The organism is Nonomuraea sp. NPDC050202 (assembly GCF_040656115.1).
In the GTDB taxonomy this organism is placed as follows: domain Bacteria; phylum Actinomycetota; class Actinomycetes; order Streptosporangiales; family Streptosporangiaceae; genus Nonomuraea.
In genome coordinates, this window is record NZ_JBFALF010000026.1 from 89,213 (window position 1) to 112,111 (window position 22,899).

Genomic DNA, 22,899 nt, shown 5'->3' on the forward strand with positions numbered 1-22,899 from the left:
TCCCTCCAGGGGGTGTTACGAGATGACGGCCCGGACGGGAGCTCCGGCCACCGGGGCGATCTCGACCCCGGTGACGCGCTTCGGGCCGGTGACGGCGACACGCAGCTCCTCGCCGTCCCTGGTGGCGACGGCGACCGTCACGCCGTCCGAGTCGTGGATTTCGGCTGTCCCGTCGCCGCCCCCGAAGGCGACGAGGGCGATCTCGGCCGGCACGTCCACCGTGTCCCGCTGCTCCTGGACGGGGATGAGCGCGCCGTGCCGGACGAAGAGGGGGATCTGGTCGAGCGGCTTGCTGACCGTGACGTAACGGGCGCCCTCCAGCACCTCGTTCGTCCAGTAGTCCACCCACAGGCCGCGCGGCAGGTACACCCGGCGGGTGCCCTCCGGCACGGTCATGGGCGCGACGAGCAGGTCGCGGCCGAGCAGGTACTGCAGGTCGGCCTGCCAGGCCACCGGGTCGTCCGGGTGGTCCACGCACAGCGCCCGCATCATCGGCGCGCCGGTGCGGGCGGCCTCGACGGCGGCCGAGTAGAGGTAGGGCATCAGCCGGTAGCGCAGCTTGAGCGCCTGCACGGCCTCGGCCTCGACCTCCGGGAACTCCCACGGCTCCCGGGTCGTGGTGCCGTGCAGCCGCAGCAGCGGGGACAGCGCGCCGAACTGGCTCCAGCGCACGTACAGGTCGTCGGTGGGGCGCCCGGTGAAGCCGCCGGCGTCGTGGCTCCAGAACGGCACGCCGGACAGGCCGTGCGCGAGCCCGCCCCTGATCGTGCTGCCCATGGCGGCGTAGCTGGTGTAGGTGTCGCCGCCCCACTGGGCGCTGTGGCGCTGGCCGCCCAGGTACGACGAGCGCGCCCAGACCAGGTCGTGCCCGTTGACCTCGCGGGTGACCCCGGCGACCACGTCGTTGAACAGCAGCGTGTAGACGTTGTGCAGGTCGGCGCCGGTCATCCCGTTGCAGGCCACGGCGTCGCTCGGCACGCCCTCGGCGAAGTCGGTCTTGAAGGCGGCCACGCCCTGGCGCAGCAGCGGGCGCAGCAGGCCCTGGAACCACTCGACGGCGGCCGGGTTGGTGAAGTCCACGATCCCGCATGCGGGGAACGAGCCGTGCCAGCAGTCGGCGACGTACACCTGCCCCGCCTGATTTTTCAGGAAATATCCGGCCTCGGCGGCCTCGCGGAACGTCGGGCTGAGGTGCGAGATGTAGGGGTTCATCCACAGGCAGACCTTGAACCCCATCCCGTCCAGCTCGGCCAGCATGCCGTCCGGGTCGGGGAAGTTCACGGCGTCCCACTTCAGCTCCGACCAGTGCCCGTCGGCCTGCCAGTAGGTGTCCAGGTGCAGCACGTCGCACGGGATGCCGCGCTCCCTGATCGTGCGCGCCCTGGCCAGCACCCGCTCCTGGCTGTCCACGCAGAACCCGGAGGAGATCCACGTCCCGAACGCCCACTTCGGCGGCAACGAGGGCCGGCAGGTCAGCAGGTCGTAACGGTCCAGGATCTCAGGCGGCGTCGGCCCGGCGATCACGTAGTAGTCGAGCACGTCGTCGGGCACCACGATCTGCACCACGCTGTGCGTGGACTGGCACACGTCGAACTCCGTGGGCGCGCCGCTGTCCACGAGCACGCCGTAGCCCCTGCTGGACAGGTAGAGCGGCACGTTCTTGTACGCCCGCTGCGACTCGGCCCCGAAGGCGTCGAAGTTCCACATGACCGGGCGCTGGCCGCGCTTGTCCAGCCGGGTGAACGACTCGCCGAACCCGGAGAACGCCTCGTCGGGGGCGGCGGCGAAGCTCTCGTGATAGGCCACGGGCGTACCGGCGGAGTTGGAGCGCCCGAACGGCAGCGTACGCAGGCGTCCGCTGATGTCGATGTGGCCGCGATCCTGCTCGACCAGCGTCTCCCCCGCCGCGTCGGTGAAACGCAGATGCCAGGGGTGCAGGCTGATCTCGGCACGCAGCGGGCCGGCGTCGATCACGATCGGCGCGCCGGGCGCCGCCTCGACACGTGCCCCTGAGTACGTGCCGGGCGACACCAGCCCGATGGCCTGCTCGGAGCGCGGCCTGGCGGTCGCGTCCTGCGACAGCCGGACCCTGATGACGCCCTCGCCCGCGGCGCCCACCTGCACGACCAGCGTCTCCTCCGCCGAGGTGACCGCCTTCAGCATCACCTCGGCGCCGTCGGCCGCGACCAGCTCGGCGGAGATGAGCGCGGACAGGCCGCCCTCGCCCCGCTCACGAACCGGCAACTCGGGCGGGTCCGCGACGAAGTACTCGTGCGCGACCAGCGGCGGGCGATAGGGCATGGAAGCTCCTTCGGAACGGCTGCGCCAACTCGTGAGTTAGTTTGCTGTCCATACCAACAAACGTCAACGGGTTAACCGCCCGCGGGCCTACACTGTTCACCTCGGGGATCACCACGCTGGGAGGACGCCTTCGATGAGCGAGATCGCCGACCGCTACCGCAGGCGGGCCGCCGCGTTCGAGCACAAGGTCGCCGCCGTGCGGCCGGACCAGTGGTCGAACCCGTCGCCGTGCGCGAAGTGGAGCGCGCGCGACGTCGTCAGGCACATCGTCGACATGCATGAGGTGATGCTGCGCCCGCTCGGCCTCGCGCTCGGCCCGGCGCCGTCGGTGGACGACGACCCGCTCGCCGCCTTCCGCGCCGCCCGCGCGGACGTCCAGGCGATCCTCGACGATCCCGCCCGCGCCGGGCAGGAGTGCGACACCCCCGCGGGGCGCGTGACGGCGGAGCGGAACATCGACCAGGTGGTCAGCGACGACCTGCCGCTGCACGGCTGGGACCTGGCCCGCGCCACCTCCCAGGACGACACGATCGACCCCGAGGACGTCGAGCGCGGCTGGGCGGCCATGGGCGCGCTGCCGCCCGATCTGCTGGAGAAGTTCAGGACCCCGGGCGCGTTCGCGCCCGGCGTGGAGGTCTTCGGCCCCGAGGTGGAGGTCGGCGAGGACGCCTCGCCCCAGGACAGGCTGCTCGCCTTCATCGGGCGCGACCCCCGATGGCGGCACCAGGGCTAGCTCGGCCTCCGGGCCGCGATGGCGGCTAGATCGACACCCCGGGCTGCATGAGCCGTCGCGCCGCCTCCGTGATCGAGCCCGACAACGACGGGTACACCGCGAACGTGTGCGCGAGCTGATCGACGGTCAGCCGCTGCTGCACCGCCACCGACACGGCCAGGATGAGCTCGGAGGCCCGCGGCGCCACCACCACGCCGCCCAGCACGATCCCGGTGTGCGGGCGGCAGAACAGCTTCACGAACCCGTCGTTGAACCCCTGCATCTTGGCCCGCGCGTTGGTGGCCAGCGGCAGCTTGACCACGTTCGCCTCGATCTCGCCGGCCTCGATGGCCCGCTGGGCGACGCCGACGGCCGCGATCTCGGGGTCGGTGAAGATGTTGGAGGCCACCGTGGCCAGCCGCAGCGGCTGCACGGCCTCGCCCAGGGCGTGCCACACCGCGATCCGGCCCTGCATGGCCGCGACGGAGGCCAGCATCAGCACGCCCGTGCAGTCGCCTGCCGCGTACACGCCGGGCGCCGACGTGCGCGAGACCTTGTCGACCTTGACGAACCCGCCCCGGTCGAGCTGCACCCCGGCCTCCTCCAGCCCGATGCCGGAGGTGTTGGGGATCATGCCGACCGTCATCAGCGCGTGCGAGCCCTCGGCCGTACGCCCGTCCTCCAGCGTCACGACCACCCCGTCGGGCGTGCGCTTGACGGACGCGGCCCGCGAGCGGCCCATGACGTTCATCCCGCGCCGCCGGTAGACCTCCTCCAGCACCTCGGCGCCGTCGGCGTCCTCGTTGGGCATCATCCGGTCCCGGCTGGACACCAGCGTCACCTCGGCCCCGAGCGACCGGTAGGCGCCCGCGAACTCGGCCCCGGTCACCCCCGACCCGACCACGATCAGGTGCTCGGGCAGCTCTTCCAGGTCGTAGAGCTGCCGCCAGGTGAGGATGCGCTCCCCGTCGGGCTCGGCCCCCGGCAGCACCCGCGGCGTCGCCCCGGTCGCCACCAGCACCACGTCGGCCCTGATCGTCCGGTCGCCGGCCTTGACCACCTGCGGGTCGACCAGGCGCCCGCGCGCCTTGATGATCTCCACGCCCTCGGCCTCGACCCGCGTCGCGATGTCGGCCGACTGCGCCTGCGCCAGCTCCTTGACCCGCTTGTTGACCAGCGGCAGATCGACCCCGACCACTCCGGCGTCGCCGTCGGACCCGCCGGAGAACGACACGCCCAGGGACGCCGCGTCGAGCAGCGCCTGCTTGCGCACGGAGGTCGCGATCAGCGTCTTGGACGGCACGCAGTCGGTCAGCACGCACGCGCCACCCGGGCCGTCCTGCTCGACCATCGTGACTTGCGCGCCTAGCTGAGCGGCCACCAGCGCCGCCTCGTAGCCGCCTGGTCCGCCACCGATGATCACGATCCTCGTCACGTGTCCTATTCTCCCGCATGCTCCGAGCTGCCGACGAACGGGGCAGGGCCTCAGGCGCTAGTCTTGTCTGCTGTGCCTGTATACGCCGCCTACGGCAGCAACATGGACCCTGAGCAGATGGCCATGCGTGCCCCGCACTCCCCGATCCGGGGTGTGGGATGGCTGCCGGGCTGGCGCCTGACGTTCGGCGGCATGGATCTCGCCTGGGAGGGCGCGATCGCCACGATCGTCGAAGACCCTGACGAGCACGTGTTCGTGGTGCTCTACGACGTGCCCGAGTGGGAGGAGACCTCGCTCGACCAGTGGGAGGGCGCCGTGCGCGGCGCCTACCACAAGGTGCGGCTGCGGGTGCAGACGCTGGAGGGCGAGGTCGTGGCCTGGTTCTACGTGCTCGACGGCTACGAGGGCGGCCTGCCGTCGGCCCGCTACCTGGGCAGCCTGGCCGAGGCGGCCGAGCGGGCGGGCGCCCCCGACGAGTACGTCAAGGAGTTGCGGGAGCGCCCCTGCACCTCGTTCGGGGGTTAGCGCAGCGGCTGGTCCTTGGTCTCCTTCAGGACGAAGAGGTAGACCAGCGTCGAGACCAGCGCCAGCGCCGACATGTACCACGGGAAGAGCCCCGGGTTCTCGGCCTCCTGCAGCGCCGTGCCGATCAGCGGCGCGGTGCCGCCGAAGAGGGCCACGGTCAGCGAGTACGGGAACCCGGCCCCCGCCGCCCGCACCCGGGTCGGGAACAGCTCGGAGTTCACCGCGGCCGAGATCGAGGTGAAGCAGCCGAGGAAGACCATGCCGACGAGCTGCACGATCAGCAGGCTGGCGTAGGAGTCGGTGAGCAGGCCGAGCAGCGGCACGGGCAGGATGAGGAACCCGAGGCCGAACGTGATCAGCATCGGCTTGCGCCCCACCCGGTCCGACAGCATGCCGAGCAGCGGCTGCAGGATCATGAAGAAGACCAGCGAGATCGTGCCGATCTGCAGCGAGTCCGCCTTGTCGAAGCCCACGGTGATCTGCGCGTACGTGGGCAGGAAGCTGGTCCACGTGTAGTACGCGACGGTGCCGGCGATCGTGATGCCCACGATCGTGGCCGCCGACCTCGGGTAGTGCTTGAGGAAGTCGAACAGCTTGGGCCGCTCGGCCTCGCCCCGCCGGATCTCCTCCGCCACGGCCGAGGTCTCGTCGGCGCCCTTGCGGATCCACAGGCCGACGAGGCTCAGCACGGCGCCCACGAAGAAGGGGATGCGCCAGCCCCAGGAGTTCATGTCGGCCTCGATGAGGCTGGTGGCCAGCAGCGCCGCCAGGCCCGAGGCGATGAGCTGGCCGATGGTGGTGCTGACGTACTGGAAGCTGGAGAACAGGCCGCGGCGGCCGTGCGGGGCCGACTCCACGAGGAACGTGGTGGCGGCGGCGAACTCGCCGCCCACCGACAGGCCCTGGATGAGCCTGGCCAGGGTGAGGATGATCGGCGCGAGCAGCCCGACGGCCGCGTACGTCGGGGTCAGGCCCACGAGCAGCGAGCCGGCGCCCATCAGCACGATGGTGAACGTCATGGCGTTCTTGCGGCCGTACCTGTCGGCGAAGGCGCCGACGAGCAGGCCGCCGAGGGGGCGCATGAAGAAGCCCACGGCGAAGACGGCGAACGAGCTCAGCAGCGGCACCAGGCTGTTGGCCGAGCCCTTGGGGAAGACCTGTTCGGAGAAGTAGACAGCGAGGAAGGTGTAGGCGTACCAGTCGTACCACTCGACGACGTTGCCGATGCTGGCCGCCATGAGCTGGCGGACACGGCTCTTGGGGATGCCGAGTGGTGATGGCGCGAGGGGGGAGGTCGCCACGTGGGCTCCTTTGCTGACAAGTGCGGTGATGGCCTACTGTGCATTCGGGCGACCGAAACAGTCAAATATTCCTCGAAATATTTAACTTCCCGACAATGAAACGGGTGCAGGTGGACGTTCTCGACCGGCGGCTCGTGGCCGCGCTGCAAGTCAGCCCCCGGGCCTCCTGGGGTGAGATCGGGCGCGCCGTGGGCGAGCACGAGCGCACGGTCGCCCGCCGGCTGCAGCGGCTGATCGCCGAGGGCGTCGTGCAGGTCACCGCCATCTACGACGACCTGCGCACCGGGCACGGGCGGCCGGTGCACCTGCACGTCCAGGTGCGGCCCGGGACGGCGGCGCAGGTCGCCAAGGCGCTGGCCGACCGCCCCGACACCCGCTCGGTCTACTCGCTGACCGGGGCCGCCGACATCGGCTGCGAGCTGGTCTCGCCGTCCAGGGAGGACCTGCACCGCATCCTGTCCTCGCAGATCTCCGACATCGACGGCGTGCTGCAGACGCAGACCCAGGTCGTGCTGCACACGTTCAGGACCGTCGCCGAGTGGCACGCCCCGTACCTGACCGAGCGGGAGGTGGCCGAGCTGCGGCCGGGCCCGCCGGCCGAGTGCCTGCCCGACGAGGAGGGGCTGTCACCCCTGGAGCAGGAGATCGCCGAGCTGCTCGCCGCCGACGGCCGCATCGCGTTCACCGCCGTCGCCGAGCGGCTCGACATCTCCGTGCCGACCGCGCGCAGGCGGGTCACCTCGCTGATCGAGCGGCGGCTGCTGCTGCCCAGGGCCGAGGTGGAGCCGGCGCTGCTCGGCCTGGAGGTGGAGGCCATGCTCTGGCTGAAGGTCCGCCCCCACGGGCTCGACCTGGTCGGCCAGGAACTGGCCGCGCACCCCAGCGTCCGTTACTGCGCCGCCACGACGGGCACGCATTCCCTCATCGTGCAGGTCGTGGCGGCGCACGAGGCGGCGCTCTACCGTTTCATGACCGGCGTCGTCGGCCGGTACGACGAGATCACCGACGTCGACCTCACGCTCATCACCCGCGCCTACAAGCGCGGCCACCTCCACAAGTCCGGACTGCTCACACTGGAGAGAACACCATGACCCCTGCTGAGTCCCCTGCTGAGAAGGAAGTCGCCGACCTGTGCGTGGAGCTGATCCGCGTCGACAGCAGCAACTACGGCGACGGCAGCGGCCCCGGCGAGCGGGCCGCGGCCGAGGTCGTCATGTCCAGGCTGGCCGAGGTCGGGATCGAGGCCACGTACGTCGAGAGCGCGCCGGGCCGCGGCAACGTGATCACCCGGATCGAGGGCACCAACCCGTCGCTGCCCGCCCTGCTCGTCCACGGCCACCTGGACGTCGTGCCGGCCAACGCCGCCGACTGGTCGGTCGACCCGTTCGCGGGCGAGGTGCGCGACGGCTACATCTGGGGCCGCGGCGCCGTGGACATGAAGGACATGGACGCGATGATGCTGGCCGTGCTGCGCCAGATCAAGCGCGAGGGCCGCAGGCCGCGCCGTGACCTCGTCTTCGCCTGGGTGGCCGACGAGGAGGCCGGCGGCGTGTACGGCGCCAAGTACCTCACGGCCCACCACCCCGAGCTGTTCGAGGGCGTGACCGAGGCGATCAGCGAGGTCGGCGGCTACTCGCTGGAGGTGGACCCGTCGCTGCGGCTCTACCTGATCGAGACGGCCCAGAAGGGGCTGGCCTGGATGAAGCTGATCGCCGACGGCACGGCGGGCCACGGCTCGATGCTGAACGGCGACAACGCCGTCACCGAGGTCGCCAAGGCCGTCGCCAGGATCGGCGAGCACGACTGGCCGCTCACCTACACGCCGACGGTCCGCCGCTTCCTCACCGAGGTCGCGGACGCGTTCGGGCTCCCGTTCGACGAGGAGAACCCGCAGCCGATCCTGGACAGGATCGGGCCGCTGGTGCGCTTCGTGGGCGCGACGCTGCGCCACACCACCAACCCCACCCAGCTCGGCGCCGGCTACAAGTCGAACGTCATCCCCGGCCAGGCCACGGCCGTGGTGGACGGGCGGTTCCTGCCGGGGTTCGAGGAGGAGTTCTTCAAGACCGTGGACGGGCTGCTCGGGCCGAAGGTGCGGCGCGAGTTCATCCACCACGACATCGCGCTGGAGACCTCGTTCGACGGGGCGCTGGTGGAGTCGATGATCGCGGCGCTGAAGGAGGAGGACCCGGCCGCGCGGGCGATCCCGTACTGCATGTCGGGCGGCACCGACAACAAGACGTTCTTCGCGGACCTGGGGGTGCGCGGGTTCGGGTTCGTGCCGCTGCGGCTGCCGGCCGACATGGACTTCGCGGCGATGTTCCACGGCGTGGACGAGCGGGTGCCGGTGGACGCGCTGCAGTTCGGGGTGCGGGTTCTGGACAGGCTGCTCCTAAACTACTGAGGTGTGACCAAAGACGCATACACCCTGGCCAGCGAGGCCGCGACGGCGCTGCGGAGCGCCGCCGGCCTCGACACCTCCGACGCCGGCTTTGACACTGCCCTCGTCATGGGGTCGGGGTGGGTGCCCGCCGCCGACGCGATCGGTGAGACGGTGCGCGAGATCCCGTTCACGGACCTGCCCGGCTTCCGGGCACCCGCCGTCGCGGGCCACGGCGGGAAGATCCGCGTCGTCCGCACCCCGTCAGGGCGGCACGCGCTGATCTTCCTCGGTCGCACCCACCTGTACGAGGGGCTCGGCGTGGACGCGGTGGTGCACGGCGTACGCACGGCGGCGGCGGCCGGCGTACGCACGCTCGTGCTCACCAACGCCGCCGGCGGCCTGCGGCCCGAGACGCAGAACGTCGGCGACCCCGTCCTGATCAGCGACCACATCAACCTGACCGGGGCCAACCCGATCACCGGCACCACGTTCATCGACCTCACCGAGGTCTACTCGCGCCGCCTGCGCGCGCTGGTCCGCGAGGTCGACCCGACCCTGGCCGAGGGCGTCTACGTGGCCTTCCGCGGCCCCACGTACGAGACGCCCGCCGAGATCCGCATGCTGCGCACGCTGGGCGGCGACATGGTCGGCATGTCCACCGTCCTGGAGGCCATCGCCGGCCGCGAGGCGAACCTGGAGGTGCTCGGCATCTCGCTGGTCACCAACCCCGGCGCGGGCCTGTCCGGCGAGCCGCTCGACCACGAGGAGGTCCTGGAGGTGGGCCGCGCCACGGCCGCGCGCATGGGCGTGCTGCTGGCCAAGGTGGTGGACCGGCTGTGACTCTCGTGGAAACGGCCCGCGCCTGGCTGGCGCAGGACCCCGACCCCGACACCCGGGCCGAGCTCTCCGCCCTGATCGACGCCGAGGACCTGCCGGCCCTGGAGGAGCGCTTCGGGGCCAAGCTGGAGTTCGGCACCGCGGGCCTGCGCGGCGAGCTGGGCGCGGGCCCCAACCGGATGAACCGCGTCACCGTCATGCGCGCCGCCGCCGGCCTGGCCGCGGTGCTCGGGCCGGGCAAGCACGTGGTCATCGGCTACGACGCCCGGCACAAGTCCGACGTGTTCGCCCGCGACACGGCGGCCGTGCTGACGGGCGCCGGCCTGCACGCCTCGCTCCTGCCGTGCCCGCTGCCCACGCCCGTGCTGGCCTTCGCCGTGCGCCACCTCGGCGCCGACGCCGGCGTGACGGTCACCGCCAGCCACAACCCGCCGCGCGACAACGGCTACAAGGTCTACTGGGGTGACGGCTCGCAGATCACGCCGCCGATCGACGCCGAGATCTCGGCCGCCATCGACGCCGTGGGCCGCGTGGACGAGCTGCCGCTGCACGGCCCCGGCACGCTGACCGAACTGGGCGAGGGCATCGTCGACGACTACCTCTCCGCCGTGACCGCCCTGCCGCTCGGCGACGCCCGCGACCTGCGCGTGGCGTACACGCCGCTGCACGGGGTCGGCGCGGCCACCCTCACCGACGCCTTCCTGCGCGCCGGCTTCGAGAGCCCGATGGCGGTCGAGGAGCAGCGCAACCCCGACCCCGACTTCCCCACGGTGGCCTTCCCCAACCCGGAGGAGCCGGGCGCGATGGACCTGGCCGTCGCCCTGGCCGCCAAGCTGGACGCCGACCTGGTGCTGGCCAACGACCCCGACGCCGACAGGTGCGCGGTGGGCGTGCCGCTGCCCGGGGGCGGCGTACGGATGCTGACCGGCGACGAGGTCGGCGGCCTGCTGGCCGAGCACGTGATCACGCACACCAGCGGCGACCGCATGGTGGCCACCACCATCGTCTCCTCCTCCCTGCTCGGCAAGCTCGCCCGCGAGCACGGCGTGCGGTACGGCGAGACGCTCACCGGCTTCAAGTGGATCATCAAGGCGGGCCCCGGCCTGGTCTTCGGCTACGAGGAGGCCCTCGGCTACAGCATCGGCTCCGACGCGGGCCTGCCGGTCAGGGACAAGGACGGCATCGGCGCGGCCCTGACGGTCGCGGCGATCGCGGCGGCGGCCAAGCGCGACGGCCGCACGCTGCTGGACCTCCTCGACGACCAGGCCCGCCGCTACGGCCTGCACGCCACGGCGCAGCTCTCGTTCCGCGTGGCCGACCTCTCGCTGATCGCCGCCGCCATGACCCGCCTGCGCGCCGACCCCGCGCCGGCGCTGGGCGGCCTGGCGGTGGAGCGGGTGGACGACCTGGCGCGCGGCGACGGCGGCCTGCCGCCCACCGACGGCCTGCGTTACCGCCTGTCGGACGGCGCCCGCGTGGTGGTACGCCCGTCCGGGACCGAGCCCAAGCTGAAGTGTTACCTGGAGGTCGTCGTCCCCGTCACGGGCACCCCGGCGGCGGCCAGGGCGGCGGCTGGGCAGCGGCTCGGCGCCCTGAAGTCGGACCTCGCCGCGCGCCTGGGCCTGTGAACGCCGGCGCCTTCCGGGCGCGCCGAGCCGCTGCCCAGCGCCGGAGCGCGCCCGGTCAGGCCAGGCGGAACTGCAGGTCGGTGTCCCAGTTGCGCATGTCAGGCTCCACCCGCGGGTCCGTCTGGAACAGCTCCAGGCGGCACCCCCAGTGCTCCGCCCCGTCCTTCTCCGTCATGTCCCACGCCAGCCCCTGCTCCTCGCCCCACTTCAGCAGCGACTCGATGACGCCGAAGAGCTGGTCGGGATGGCCGTGGTGGGTGACGGTGGCGTAGCGGCCGGCGGGCAGGGTGGCGGCGAAGAGGTCGCCCTCGCCCTCCACCGGCGCGGACACCGGCACCCCCGCCTGCACCACCAGCCGGTCGGCGGCCATGTCGATGCTCTCGTAGCGCAGGAACGGCGCCCCCGCCGGGTACGCGCCGCGCTCGGCGAGCCAGCCGATGATCTCCCCGATGCGATCGGCGACCAGCCCGAAGGTGGTCATGGTGATGGTACGGCGCACCCCGATGTACGGGCGTTCGGGAAATTCGATGATCTGTGGCATGTTTCCTCCTTCACCCCTCAGTACGGAGCGCGGCGTCGAAACTCATCGGCAACCCGAAGAACGGGAACAGCCCGGGATCGAGGTACGTGGTCTCGCCCGCGATCAACCCGCCGGAGACCTCCAGCACGACCAGCGCGAACGCCTCCCCGTTCGCGTCGTACTGGCCGAAGGCGGGGCAGCCGTTGGCCCGCGTCGGCAGCAGGCGGGAGCCGGCGCACGGCGCGCCTGAGGCGAGCAGGACCGCGCGGACGGCCTCCCGGCCCCGCAGCCACCACGTGAACGGCGGCATGGACGAGGTGGCGTCCTCGTGCAGCAGCGAGACCAGCGCGTTCACGTCGTAGCGCTCGAAGGCCGTCACGTACCGGGCCAGCAGGGCCTCGTCCACCTCGTCGTCGAGCGGCGCCACCGCGGGGAGCCTGGTCCTGGCGCGCTGGAGGGCGCTGTTGACCGAGGTGACCGTGGTGGCGAGCAGGGCGGCCGTCTCGGCGGCGCTCCACTGAAGCACGTCGCGCAGGATGAGCACGGCCCGCTGGCGGGGCGGCAGGTGTTGCAGGGCCGCCACGAACGCCAGCCGTACCGTCTCGCGCGTGACGGCCAGGTCGGCGGGGTCGAGGACGCGGGCGTCGGGGACGGGCTGGACCCAGCGGCTCTCCGGGAGCGGCTCGCCCAGGGCGGCACCCAGGGTCGCGGCGGGGCCCAGGTCCATGGCGCGGGCGCGGCGCTGCGGGCCTCTGAGCATGTCGAGGCAGACGTTCGTGGCCAGATGGAACAGCCAGGAGCGCAGCGGGCCGCGCGCGGGGTCGTAGGTCCGCCACGCCCGGACGAACGCCTCCTGCACGGCGTCCTCGGCCTCGAAGCCGGAGCCGAGCATGCGGTAGCAGTAGCCGGTCAGCTCGGCGCGGTGCCGCTCCAGGTCCGTCTCCAGGCCACCGCCTCCCGGACCCCGGCCCTCCAGGGCCGTCTCCAGGCCTGCGGGTTCCAAGTCCTGGCGGTCCAGGTCCGGGCTCAGCACGGGATCACCTCGATCTGCAGCTCTGTCACCCATTCGTTTCTGTCGCAGGGTACGTGCAGGCTGATCTCCCTGGCCAGGGCGCGGGAGCGGTAGCCGTTCTCCTCGATCCAGTGCGCCAGCGCCTGGAACGTCGACCACGCCTCCTCCATCGCCCCGTGGTGGATGATCGTGGCGGCCGTCTTGATGGCCGGCAGGTCCACCACGTCGAAGCCGTACGCGCCGGGCGGCACGTTCACCGGCAGGCAGGCGTGCACCATGATCGAGCCGTCGTCCTCCTGGAGGTAGTGGGCGATCCCGGGGCCGGCGGTCCGGACACCGGCGCCCTCCATCCGCCGGCACAGCTCGTCGAACAGCGGCGTGATGACCGGCCCGACGTGCTCCGGCTCGTAGCCGCCCGCCCTGGCGGCGAGCTGGGCGACGCGCGTGCGGGGCACGCTCTTGAGCAGGACCTCCGCCGTCCGCATCTGCCCCTCGGTCTCGATCGTCCGCAGCCGTGCCTCGACGTTGCGCAGCCTGGCCAGGTCGGCGCTGATCCTGGACTCCAGCTCGGCGCGGCGCAGGCGCACCATGCCGTGCAGCTCCTCCGTGCTGACCTTCTCGTCGAGGATGACCCTGACCTGCTCCAGCGTGAAGCCGAGGTCCTTGATCGCGACGATCCGGTTGAGCCTGGCGAGCTGGTCGGCCTGGTAGGACCGGTAGCCGGAGACCGGGTCCACGTGCGCGGGCCGCAGCAGGCCGATGGCGTCGTAGTGGCGGAGCATGCGTACGGACACCAGCCCCAGCCTGGCGAACTCTCCGATGCTGAACATGTCCTCTCCAGGTGTAGGGCCTGACACGGTGTCACAGTCAACTATGGCGATTTTTCGGGCCCTGGGGTAACGTCCGAACAAAACGGGCGACCGAACGTTCGGTAGGAGCATGATCCAGGACCTCACCGACCGCGACACCGATGCCGGCGAGCGGATCAGGACGGCGGCGGTGCTGCTGTTCGCGCGGCAGGGTTACGCGGCCACCAGCATCAGAGACCTCGGCAAAGCGGTCAACATGACCAACGCCGGCATCTACCACCACGTCACCAGCAAGGAAGCCCTGCTGGCCGACCTCATGCGCGTCGCCCAGCGCGGCCTCATCGACTCCACCGAACGCATGCTCGCCCCGTACCGGCGGCCCGCCGACCGCCTGTCCCTGCTCATCGGCTCGCTCACCGCCGTCCACGCCCGCAACCCCATGACCACCCGCGTCATGGACGGCGAGCTGCGCTCGCTCACCGCCGGCTCCGCCGCCCGCGACGAGATCATCGGCCTGCGCGACGCGTACGAGGCCCACTGGAAGGGCGCGCTGGCCGACGGCGTGGCCGAAGGCGTGTTCCGCGTCGCCGACGAGAGGCTGACCAGGCTCGCCCTGATGTCCATGTGCACCGGCACCAGCGAGTGGTACCGCCCCGACGGGCGCTCCACGCTGGAGCAGGTGTGCGCCGAGTTCGTCGCGATCGGCCTGGCCGCCGTCCGCGCCCCCGCCGTCGAGCCCCTCGCGACCGCCGACTTCTCCCTGCTGCCCGAGTATCCGTGGGAGCCGCTGGATGACCGAGACGATCCCCGACCTGATGAGGCACGCCGCTAGCACGTACGGCGCGCGCGAGTTCCTCCGCTTCCCCGACACCTCGATCACCTTCGCCGAGGCCGACGAGCGTTCCGACCGGCTGGCCGGCGCCCTGATCGACAAGGGCGTACGCCCCGGCGACCGCGTGGCGATCATGATGGACAACGTGCCCGGCTGGCCGCTGAGCTGGCTGGCCCTGCTCAAGGCGGGCGCGGTCACCGTGCCGGTCAACGTCCGCTACCGGGCCGCCGACCTGGAGCACGTCCTGCGGGACTCGGGCGCCGTGGCCACGATCACCACCGGCGAGCACGCCCCGCACGTCCCCGGCATCGTGCACCTCCTCGACGCGTTACGGGACGGCACGCCCCGACCCGCCCGGCAGGCCGACCCCGACGATGTCACGAATTTTCAGTACACGTCGGGCACCACGGGCTTTCCCAAGGCCTGCATGCTCACCCACGACTACTGGCTCAGGACCGCCCGCATCGCCGCCGACCAGGTCGCGCTCCGCGACGACGACGTCATGATGATCGCGCAGGCGTACTCGTACATGGACCCCCAGTGGGTCACCCTCCTGTGCTTGATGGGCGGCATCCCCCTGGTGGTGCTCCCCCGCTTCTCCGCCTCCGGGTTCTGGGCCTCGGCCAGGGAGCACGGCGCGACGCTCACGTACGTGCTGGGCACCATGCCCCTCCTGCTGCACAAGCAGCCGCCCCACCCGCACGACCGCGACAACCGCATGCGCGTGGTGCTCTGCTCGGGCATCCAGCCCGGCCTGCACGCCGCGTTCGAGGAGCGCTGGGGCGCGCCGTGGCGCGAGCTGTACGGCTCCACGGAGAGCGGCCCCGACCTGGTCTCGCCCCTCGACGCCGGCGACACGGTCGGCACCGGCGCGCTGGGCGTCGCGCCGCCGGGCAAGGAGGTCACGCTGGACGAGGAGACCGGCGAGATCCTGGTCAGAGGCGTCCCCATGATGAAGGGCTACTGGAACCATCCGGAAGCCACCGCCCACGCCTTCAGAGGCGGCTGGTACCACACGGGCGACCTGGGCGTCCGCGACGAGCACGGCCGCCTGCGCCACGCCGGGCGGATCAAGGACATGGTCCGCAGGGGTGGCGAGAACATCTCCTGCGCCGAGGTGGAGCACGTGCTCGCCCAGCACCCGGCGGTCCTGTCCGCGGCCCTCGTGCCCATCGCCGACGACCTGTGGGGCGAGGTCCCGAAGGCGTTCATCCAGCTCCGTCCCGGCCACGCGGCCACCCGGGACACCGCCATGAGCGTGATCGGGCACGCCAGGGAGCGCCTGGCCCGGTTCAAGATCCCGGTGTACGTGGAGTTCGTCGAGGAGTTCGCGCTGACCCCGTCGGCCCGCATCGAGAAGCGCCACCTCCTCCGCCCCGGGCGCGACCAGCGTGCCGCCCCCGCCATCCCGGTTTCCCAGCCCGACAAGGAGCAGCGATGATCGACGTGACCGTACGCGACGAGGTGGCCCTCATCACGCTCGCCCGCCCGGACAAGCTCAACGCCCTCACCGCCGCCATGCGCGCGGACCTGGCGGCGGCCGTCCGCGAGCACGGCACCGGCACCAGAGGCGTCGTGGTCACCGGCACCGGCCGGGCGTTCTCGGCCGGCGAGGACATCCACCAGGCCGTCGGCCGGTCGCTGGTCGAGGAGGTGGAGCTGTTCCACGACATGACCAGGGCCGTGCTGGAGACGCGCGTCCCGGTGGTGGCGGCGGTCAACGGGCTGGCCGTGGGCGGGGCCGCCGAATGGACCCTCTGCTTCGACGCCCGCATCGGCACCGCGGCGGCCGAGTACTTCTTCCCGGAGAACCACATCGGCCTGTCGATCTCCAACGCCGCCAGTTACCTGCTCCCCCGCCTCGCCGGCGGCAGGGCGTTGCGGCTGGTGCTCGACTCGACCCGGATGAGCGCGGACGACGCCCTGGCCGCGGGCCTGCTCGACGAGATCGTGCCCGCCGGAACGCTGGTGGAGGCGGCGATCGCCCGCGTACGCCGCTGGAGCGCCCCCGGCACCGCCACCGCCGTGCACCTGGCCCTGCTGCGGCCGTCGGCGGCGGAGGTGGAGCGGGCCTTCCAGGCGGAGACGGAGGCGGCCAAGCAGGTGGAGGCGTCGGGCATCGCCCAGGCCGGCATGGCCGCGTTCGTCAGCAGGAGCAGGAGCCAGGACCGGCGCTAGGGGATGACGATGGCGGCGATCACCAGCACGACCGCGGCCACCAGCACCCCGATCGAGTCGTAGGACCAGCTCACCCGGGCCGGCGCGGCCTCCTCGCCGCGCCGCCTGGCCGACTCGGCGCGCTCGCGGATCTGGTCGCCCACCCAGTCGGCGTGCGTCTTGCCGGCGAACGCCTCCACCGCCGCCTGCTCGGCCCTGGGCAGCGTGGGCTCGGTCTTGAACCGCCCCCGCTGCTCGCCGGCGGTGCCGCGGCGCTGTGCCTTGGCGCGCTCGCGGGCGCTGCTCATCGGCGTCCACAGCCGCAGCACGCGCTCGTCGCCGTGCTGCACGGTGATGGCGTGCGACACCGTGACGTCCTCGATGGCGGCCCACGGCAGGAACGTGGTGCGGAACGGGTTGCGCCCCACCAGCCCCTCCTCCGTGAAGACGGTGGCGGGGCGCAGCGCGACGGCGTAGACGAGCGCCGTCAGCACTCCGAGCACGGCCAGCGCGACGAGCGACGGCTTGCCGTTGAACCGGACGATCAGGTCCCAGACGTTGAACGCGACGAACGCCAGCCACACCCACGCCAGCACGAACGCGGTCCTGGAACGGTAGGTCTGCTTCACGGCTGCCACTTGATCTGCTGGAAGCCGGGCTTGATCACGCCGTTGATCAGCGCCAGCCGCTCGTCGAACGGGATGAACGCCGACTTCATCGCGTTCACCGCGAACCACTGCAGGTCGTCCCAGCCGTAGCCGAACGCCTGCACCAGCTTGTGGAACTCCAGCGACACGCTCGTCGAGCTCATCAGCCGGTTGTCGGTGTTGACCGTGACCCGGAAGTGCAGCCGCCGCAGCAGCCCGATCGGGTGGTCGGCGATCGAGGCGGCGGCCCCGGTCTGCAGGTTGGACGTGGGGCACATCTCCAGCGGGATGCGCTTGTCGCGGACGTAGGCCGCCAGCCGCCCCAGCTTCGCGCTCCCGTCCTCGGCCACGGAGATGTCGTCGATGATGCGCACGCCGTGCCCGAGCCGGTCGGCGCCGCACCACTGGATGGCCTGCCAGATCGACGGCAGGCCGAACGCCTCGCCGGCGTGGATCGTGAAGTGGGCGTTCTCCCGCTGGAGGTACTCGAACGCGTCGAGATGCCGGGTGGGCGGGTAGCCGGCCTCGGCCCCCGCGATGTCGAACCCCACCACGCCGCCGTCGCGGTACCGCACGGCCAGCTCGGCGATCTCCCGGGAGCGCGCCTGGTGCCGCATCGCGGTCAGCAGGGTGCCCACCCGGACGCGGCGGCCTCGCGAGCCCTGCTCGAACCCCTCCAGCACCGCCTCCACCACCTGGTCCAGGCTCAGGCCCCTGGTGGTGTGCTGCTCGGGCGCGAAGCGCACCTCGGCGTAGACGACCCCGTCGTCGGCCAGGTCCTGGGCGCACTCGGCGGCCACCCGGACGAGCGACTCGCGGGTCTGCATGACGGCGACCGTGTGGTCGAACGTCTCCAGGTAACGTTCGAGCGATCCGGAGTCCGACGCCTCCTCGAACCACTGGCGGAGGTTGTCGGGATCGGTGGTGGGCAGCCGGGCGTAGTCGCTCTCCCTGGCCAGGTCGACGATCGTCTCGGCGCGGAGCCCGCCGTCGAGGTGATCGTGCAGCAAGACCTTGGGAGCGCGCCGGATCTCGTCATGCGTGGGGCTCATCTGGCCATGATATGAGCACCACCCGCCCCCGCGCCCAGGTGCGGCTCGCCCGCCACGCGCTCACCCTCGGTGGCAGGTCGTCGCGGCCCGCCGTCCCCGGCGGTCAGTCGTCGCGGCCCGCCGTCTCCGGTGTGAATGCGGGCAGGCACACCGCGATGTACTCGGCCCCGTCCGGCCCCACGCTGTAGCGCACCTTCTCCCCCGGCGACGTCACCACCGACTGCCCGGCCTCCACCCGGGTCGTGCCCCCGGCGTGCTCCACGATCACCGTCCCCCGCAGGACGACGGTGTACTCGGTGAACGACGGCGTCTGCGCCGGCTCCTCCCACCCGGGCGGAGCGGTCATGTGGGCGATGGAGACCGCCTCGTCGCCACTGCTGACGCGGCCGATGTGCTCGTCGATGAGCTTGCCGCCGGGTACGGGGATGCGGGCCGGGCCCTCGATCTTTCTCACCACGGACGTCAGTGTGCCACGTCGAGGATCAGCCGGCTGGGCGAGCCCTGCTCGGTGAGCCGGAACGGGGCCCGCTTGCTCAGCACCAGCCCGATGCCGACGCGAGCCTCGAAGTCCCCGGTCCTGACGACGTCGGCGAGGGTGCCGAGGCGGGCCGGGTAGACGGGCCCGCCGCTCCAGGTGGGCTTTCCCTCCTCGTCGTGGGCGTTGGCGGGGAAGAGCGTGAGCTGGAGGTAGGCGCCACCGTGCACGTCGATGGGCTTTCCTGAGCCGTCCTGGACGAGCTCGTCCACCCATTTCACGCTGTATCCGGGAATGTCGCCCTTGAGGTCCACGACGAGCCGGTCGTACGTGTCGTGCGCGGCGTACCGCACGCCCGTCACCTCGGCGGGCTCCATCCCGGACCGGTCGACGTCCACCTCGGCGGTGCTGGTCGGCGCGGCGGATCCGGTGGAGGTCTGCCGCGGCAGTGTGGCGGTCTGCTGGGCGGTGCCGCACGCGGCGAGCAGGACGGCGAGGCAGGCGAGCGGAGCGGCCACGCGGGCGCCGCGCGGCATCGGGCCACGGGGCGGGGTTGACGAGCGCATGCCCGGTAGATGCCCAGCGTGCGGGCCTGCAAGCGGCGTCGCGGCGGATCGGCGCCATGCCCACCGGCCATTCCCGGACATCTCCCATGGAAAAGGGCCCCACCCGTGCCGGCGGGGCCCTCTCAGAGGTGGCTCAGACGGTCTCGTACACCTTCACGTCCTCCGCCACGGCGGGCACGTTCTTGCGGGCGCGCAGCCCCGTGGCCGAGATCGCCAGCCCGACCAGGGCCAGCACCAGCGACACCACGATCGCCGCGCGCAGCGAGCCGATGGAGAGCGTCTCGCCGCCGCCCGAGGTGAGCACGGCGGTCACCACGGCCAGCACGATCGCGCCGCCGACCTGGCCGGAGGTGTTCAGCAGGCCGGAGGCCAGGCCCTGCTCGTCGTCGTCCACGCCGTTGGTGGCCTGGATGTTGAGCGAGGGGAACGACAGCGCGAACGCGATGCCCAGCAGGATCATGCCGGGGATCACCATGCCGCCCAGGCTGGGGGTGCGGTCGATGCCGAGGAAGATGGCGTACCCGCCGGCCAGCGCGGCGGCGCCGATCACGATCAGCTTGCCGGTGCCGAACCGGTCGGCGAAGTCGCCCATCTTCGTCGAGGTGACGGCGACGAGCAGGCCGGCGGGCAGGAACGCCATGGCGGTGCCCAGTGCCGACCAGCCGAGCAGGTTCTGGAAGTACTGCATGGCCACGAACTGGAAGGAGACGTACGAGCCCATGAGGATGAGCAGCCCCAGGTTGGCCCGCACGATGTGCCCGGAGCGCAGGATGCCCAGCCGCACCAGCGGGTGGCGCGTCCGCAGCTCGGCGAAGACGAACAGGCCGAGCAGCGCGGCCACGCCCACGAGCGAGCCGATCGTCTGGAACGAGGCCCAGCCGGCCTCGGGCGCCTGCACGACCGTGAACACCAGCAGGAGCATCGACGCGGTGATCGTCACGGCGCCGACCAGGTCGTGACCGCCCTCGGCCCGCTCCTCCCTGCCCTTCGGCAGCACCTTCAACGCGGCCACCAGCGCGATCACCGCGACGGGCACCGGCATGAGCAGCGTCCACCGCCAGCCGATCTCGGTCAGCAAGCCGGACAGCACCAGGCCGAGCGAGTAACCGCTCGCGCCGCAGGCGGTGAAGATGCTCAACGCCCTGTTGCGCTCCGGGCCTTCGGGAAAGGTCGTCGTGATGATCGACAAAGCGGCGGGCGCGGTGAAGGCGGCGGCCACACCCTTGACGAACCTGGCCGCGATCAGCAGCGCCCCGTCGTCCACGACACCACCGAGCAACGACGCCACAGCGAAGACGCCGAGCGCGGCCAGGAACACCCTGCGCCGCCCCAGCAGGTCGGCGGTCCTGCCCCCGAGCAGCAGAAGACCGCCGTAGCCGAGCACGTAGCCGCTGACCACCCATTGCAAGGACGACGTCGTCAGGCCCAGGTCGTGCTGGATGGCGGGGAGGGCCACACCGACCATCGAGACGTCGAGGGCATCAAGAAAGATCACAGCGCAGAGCACGGCGAGCGCGCCCCAACGGGATGAGGAAGAGGACATGGGTCAGAACAATACATGCACACACATCTAATGCAAGTGCATTTAATGTCGTTGCATGAGTTTTCTCGAAGTGGTAACCTCCGCGACATGGACGAGCGGTTCGTGGTGGACACCTGGCACTACGTCCTGGCGAAACATGCCAAGGCCATGTGCCAGCTGGAGCGCGAGCTGGGCGACCGGCACGGGCTGGGGCCCAGCGAGTTCGAGGTGCTGGATCGGATCGTGCACCACGACAGGAAGCTCCGCATCCAGGAGCTGTGCGAGGAAGTCCATCTGAGCCAGAGCGCGCTGTCGCGGGTGGTGGCTCGCCTGGAGAAGGCCGCGCTCGTGACGCGCGGGGTGTGCGACAGCGATCGGCGCGGGGTGTTCGTGTGCATCACGGACGAGGGGCGCGCCCGCCACGCCGAAGCTCTGCCGACGCAGCGGGCGGTGCTGACCGAGGTCTTCGCCGACGCCCCGGTCTCGGTCCCCTGACCCGCGCTACGGGGCCGTGATGCGGTCGATCACCAGGGGAAGCTGCTCCACGGCCGCCTCTCCCACCGCGTAGCCGCCCTCCAGCGCCTCCAGTGCCCGCTCGAAGCGGGACGTCTCGTCGGCGTGCAGCGTCATCAGCGGCTGCCCGGCCCGCACCAGGTCGCCCGGCTTGGCGTGCAGCTCGATCCCGGCCCCTGACGAGACCGGGTCCTCCTTGCGTGCCCGCCCGGCCCCGAGCCGCCAGGCGGCCAGCCCCACGGCGTACGCGTCCAGCCGGGCCAGCACGCCGGACCCGGGCGCCTCCACGGTCATCGTCTCGGCGGCCCGGGGCAGCAGCGCGTCCGGGTCCCCGCCCTGGGCGGAGATCATGCGCCGCCACGCGTCCATGGCGGACCCGTCCTCCAGCGCCTTCTCCGGGTCCTTGCCAGAGATCCCGGCGGCCTCCAGCATCTCCCGCGCCAGCCGCACCGTCAGCTCGACCACGTCGGCGGGCCCGCCGCCGGCGAGCACCTCGACCGACTCGGCGACCTCCAGCGCGTTGCCCACGGCCCGGCCCAGCGGCCGGTCCATGGCGGTCAGCAGCGCGACGGTGCGCACCCCCGCGTCGGTGCCGAGCGCGACCATGGTCTCGGCCAGCTCGCGCGCCTCCGGGACGGTCTTCATGAACGCCCCGGACCCCACCTTCACGTCCAGGACCAGCGAGCCGGTCCCCTCGGCGATCTTCTTCGACATGATGGACGAGGCGATGAGCGGGATCGACTCGACGGTGCCGGTGACGTCGCGCAGCGCGTACAGCTTCTTGTCGGCGGGCGCCAGCCCCGAACCGGCCGCGCACACCACGGCCCCGGCGGAGCGCAGCACGTCCAGCATCTCGGCGTTGGAGAGCGAGGCCCGCCAGCCTGGGATCGACTCCAGCTTGTCGAGGGTGCCGCCCGTGTGCCCGAGCCCGCGCCCGGACAGCTGCGGCACGTACGCGCCGCACGCCGCCACGAGCGGCGCCAGCGGCAGGGTGATCTTGTCGCCGACGCCGCCCGTCGAGTGCTTGTCGGCCGTGGGCCGGTCGAGGACGGACCAGTCCATGCGCTCGCCCGAGCGGATCATGGCCTGGGTCCAGTCGGCGATCTCGCGCCGGTCCATGCCGTTCAGCAGGATCGCCATGGCCAGCGCCGACATCTGCTCGTCGGCCACGTCACCACGCGTGTACGCGTCGATCACCCAGTCGATCTGGGCCGTGGTCAGCTCGCCCCGGTCCCGCTTGGCGCGGATGACCTCGATGGCGTCCATCACGCGCTCCTGCTGAGATCCTGGGGTCCGAACGCGTACGGCAGGATCTCGGCCATGCGCTTCGGCCCGTCCTCGGTCTCGACCAGCAGGTCCTCGCCGCCGAACTCGTACAGGAGCTGGCGGCAGCGCCCGCACGGCATCAGCAGCTCGCCGTGGCCGTCCACGCAGGTGAAGGCCACCAGCCTGCCGCCGCCCGAGCGCTGCAGCGCCGAGACCAGACCGCACTCGGCGCACAGGCCCAGGCCGTAGGAGGCGTTCTCGACGTTGCAGCCCGTGACGATCCGCCCGTCGTCCACCAGCGCGGCCGCGCCCACGGGGAACTTGGAGTACGGCGCGTACGCGTGCCTCATGGCCTCGGTCGCCTCGTCGCGCAGGCCGTTCCAGTCGATCTTCAATGTTGTTCCTT

23 protein-coding genes are annotated in these 22,899 nt (G+C 71.8%); 10 read left to right on the forward strand and 13 right to left on the reverse strand.

All coding sequences use genetic code 11. The features are described 5' to 3' along the window. Positions 1-15: 15 nt before the first annotated feature. Positions 16-2,301, reverse strand: a complete 2,286-nt coding sequence (locus AB0I79_RS44620) for a TIM-barrel domain-containing protein (RefSeq protein WP_357886707.1) — start codon at positions 2,299-2,301, stop codon at positions 16-18. A gap of 133 nt (positions 2,302-2,434) precedes the next feature. Here AB0I79_RS44620 and AB0I79_RS44625 point away from each other — a divergent pair, with 133 nt between their 5' ends. Continuing rightward, the gene (locus AB0I79_RS44625; RefSeq protein WP_357886710.1) at positions 2,435-3,034 is read left to right on the forward strand and encodes a TIGR03086 family metal-binding protein; all 600 of its coding nucleotides are present in this window, start codon (positions 2,435-2,437) and stop codon (positions 3,032-3,034) included. Between the two features lie 25 nt (positions 3,035-3,059). On the opposite strand, the gene AB0I79_RS44630 is transcribed toward AB0I79_RS44625, so the two are convergent. Continuing rightward, complete coding sequence (locus tag AB0I79_RS44630) at positions 3,060-4,448, reverse strand: NAD(P)H-quinone dehydrogenase (protein WP_357886713.1); 1,389 nt, start codon at positions 4,446-4,448, stop codon at positions 3,060-3,062. A gap of 72 nt (positions 4,449-4,520) precedes the next feature. Between AB0I79_RS44630 and AB0I79_RS44635 the strand changes: the two genes are divergently transcribed. Continuing rightward, positions 4,521-4,973, forward strand: coding sequence for a gamma-glutamylcyclotransferase (locus tag AB0I79_RS44635; RefSeq protein WP_357886716.1), 453 nt, complete (start codon positions 4,521-4,523; stop codon positions 4,971-4,973). Here AB0I79_RS44635 and AB0I79_RS44640 read toward each other — a convergent pair. Continuing rightward, on the reverse strand, positions 4,970-6,274 hold the full coding sequence (locus tag AB0I79_RS44640) for an MFS transporter (protein WP_357886719.1): 1,305 nt from the start codon (positions 6,272-6,274) through the stop codon (positions 4,970-4,972). The two genes, AB0I79_RS44635 and AB0I79_RS44640, sit on opposite strands and share 4 nt — an antisense overlap. A gap of 95 nt (positions 6,275-6,369) precedes the next feature. Here AB0I79_RS44640 and AB0I79_RS44645 point away from each other — a divergent pair, with 95 nt between their 5' ends. The 4 genes from AB0I79_RS44645 to AB0I79_RS44660 are packed head-to-tail and all read left to right on the forward strand — an operon-like array spanning position 6,370 to position 11,122. Next, positions 6,370-7,365, forward strand: coding sequence for an Lrp/AsnC family transcriptional regulator (locus AB0I79_RS44645; protein WP_357886722.1), 996 nt, complete (start codon positions 6,370-6,372; stop codon positions 7,363-7,365). Beyond that, on the forward strand, positions 7,362-8,678 hold the full coding sequence (locus tag AB0I79_RS44650; RefSeq protein ID WP_357886725.1) for a M20/M25/M40 family metallo-hydrolase: 1,317 nt from the start codon (positions 7,362-7,364) through the stop codon (positions 8,676-8,678). Before AB0I79_RS44645 ends, AB0I79_RS44650 begins: the two co-directional genes overlap by 4 nt. Positions 8,679-8,681: 3 nt before the next feature. Beyond that, on the forward strand, positions 8,682-9,497 hold the full coding sequence (locus AB0I79_RS44655) for a purine-nucleoside phosphorylase (RefSeq protein ID WP_357886728.1): 816 nt from the start codon (positions 8,682-8,684) through the stop codon (positions 9,495-9,497). Next, complete coding sequence (locus AB0I79_RS44660) at positions 9,494-11,122, forward strand: phospho-sugar mutase (RefSeq protein WP_357886731.1); 1,629 nt, start codon at positions 9,494-9,496, stop codon at positions 11,120-11,122. Before AB0I79_RS44655 ends, AB0I79_RS44660 begins: the two co-directional genes overlap by 4 nt. 55 nt (positions 11,123-11,177) lie before the next feature. On the opposite strand, the gene AB0I79_RS44665 is transcribed toward AB0I79_RS44660, so the two are convergent. The 3 genes from AB0I79_RS44665 to AB0I79_RS44675 are packed head-to-tail and all read right to left on the reverse strand — an operon-like array spanning position 11,178 to position 13,484. After that, entirely contained in the window at positions 11,178-11,663 is a 486-nt protein-coding gene (locus AB0I79_RS44665) for a GyrI-like domain-containing protein (protein WP_357886734.1), read from the reverse strand. 10 nt (positions 11,664-11,673) lie between these two features. Continuing rightward, positions 11,674-12,675 carry an RNA polymerase subunit sigma-70 gene (locus AB0I79_RS44670; protein ID WP_357886737.1) on the reverse strand — a complete coding sequence of 334 codons (1,002 nt, stop codon included), beginning with the start codon at positions 12,673-12,675 and terminating at the stop codon, positions 11,674-11,676. Continuing rightward, entirely contained in the window at positions 12,669-13,484 is an 816-nt protein-coding gene (locus AB0I79_RS44675; RefSeq protein WP_357886740.1) for a MerR family transcriptional regulator, read from the reverse strand. Before AB0I79_RS44675 ends, AB0I79_RS44670 begins: the two co-directional genes overlap by 7 nt. A 109-nt stretch (positions 13,485-13,593) precedes the next feature. On the opposite strand from AB0I79_RS44675, the gene AB0I79_RS44680 reads away from it, so the two are divergent. From AB0I79_RS44680 to AB0I79_RS44690, 3 genes are read left to right on the forward strand one after another with little or no spacing between them, the layout of a single operon-like run. Further along, positions 13,594-14,295, forward strand: coding sequence for a TetR/AcrR family transcriptional regulator (locus AB0I79_RS44680; protein ID WP_357886743.1), 702 nt, complete (start codon positions 13,594-13,596; stop codon positions 14,293-14,295). Next, positions 14,255-15,736 carry an AMP-binding protein gene (locus AB0I79_RS44685; RefSeq protein WP_357886746.1) on the forward strand — a complete coding sequence of 494 codons (1,482 nt, stop codon included), beginning with the start codon at positions 14,255-14,257 and terminating at the stop codon, positions 15,734-15,736. The genes AB0I79_RS44680 and AB0I79_RS44685 overlap by 41 nt, the downstream gene beginning before the upstream one ends. After that, positions 15,733-16,473, forward strand: a complete 741-nt coding sequence (locus AB0I79_RS44690; protein ID WP_357886749.1) for an enoyl-CoA hydratase/isomerase family protein — start codon at positions 15,733-15,735, stop codon at positions 16,471-16,473. Before AB0I79_RS44685 ends, AB0I79_RS44690 begins: the two co-directional genes overlap by 4 nt. Here the strand turns inward: AB0I79_RS44690 and AB0I79_RS44695 are convergent. The 5 genes from AB0I79_RS44695 to AB0I79_RS44715 form a co-directional block, all read right to left on the reverse strand. Further along, complete coding sequence (locus tag AB0I79_RS44695) at positions 16,470-17,081, reverse strand: PH domain-containing protein (RefSeq protein ID WP_357886752.1); 612 nt, start codon at positions 17,079-17,081, stop codon at positions 16,470-16,472. The two genes, AB0I79_RS44690 and AB0I79_RS44695, sit on opposite strands and share 4 nt — an antisense overlap. Continuing rightward, positions 17,078-18,151, reverse strand: coding sequence for an adenosine deaminase (locus tag AB0I79_RS44700; RefSeq protein ID WP_357886755.1), 1,074 nt, complete (start codon positions 18,149-18,151; stop codon positions 17,078-17,080). The genes AB0I79_RS44695 and AB0I79_RS44700 overlap by 4 nt, the downstream gene beginning before the upstream one ends. A gap of 103 nt (positions 18,152-18,254) precedes the next feature. After that, a complete protein-coding gene (locus AB0I79_RS44705) occupies positions 18,255-18,608 on the reverse strand; it encodes a cupin domain-containing protein (protein WP_357886758.1) in 354 nt (117 codons plus the stop codon). A gap of 5 nt (positions 18,609-18,613) precedes the next feature. Beyond that, positions 18,614-19,192 carry a hypothetical protein gene (locus tag AB0I79_RS44710; protein ID WP_357886761.1) on the reverse strand — a complete coding sequence of 193 codons (579 nt, stop codon included), beginning with the start codon at positions 19,190-19,192 and terminating at the stop codon, positions 18,614-18,616. A 133-nt stretch (positions 19,193-19,325) separates the two neighbouring features. Then, positions 19,326-20,687: an MFS transporter gene (locus AB0I79_RS44715; protein WP_357886764.1), complete on the reverse strand. Its 1,362-nt coding sequence runs from the start codon at positions 20,685-20,687 to the stop codon at positions 19,326-19,328. Between the two features lie 135 nt (positions 20,688-20,822). On the opposite strand from AB0I79_RS44715, the gene AB0I79_RS44720 reads away from it, so the two are divergent. Beyond that, positions 20,823-21,209 carry a MarR family transcriptional regulator gene (locus tag AB0I79_RS44720; protein WP_357886766.1) on the forward strand — a complete coding sequence of 129 codons (387 nt, stop codon included), beginning with the start codon at positions 20,823-20,825 and terminating at the stop codon, positions 21,207-21,209. A 6-nt stretch (positions 21,210-21,215) separates the two neighbouring features. Here AB0I79_RS44720 and AB0I79_RS44725 read toward each other — a convergent pair whose 3' ends face one another. Both AB0I79_RS44725 and AB0I79_RS44730 read right to left on the reverse strand, forming a co-directional pair. After that, complete coding sequence (locus AB0I79_RS44725; RefSeq protein ID WP_357886769.1) at positions 21,216-22,493, reverse strand: thymidine phosphorylase; 1,278 nt, start codon at positions 22,491-22,493, stop codon at positions 21,216-21,218. Then, entirely contained in the window at positions 22,493-22,888 is a 396-nt protein-coding gene (locus AB0I79_RS44730) for a cytidine deaminase (RefSeq protein WP_357886772.1), read from the reverse strand. Before AB0I79_RS44730 ends, AB0I79_RS44725 begins: the two co-directional genes overlap by 1 nt. Positions 22,889-22,899: the final 11 nt, after the last annotated feature.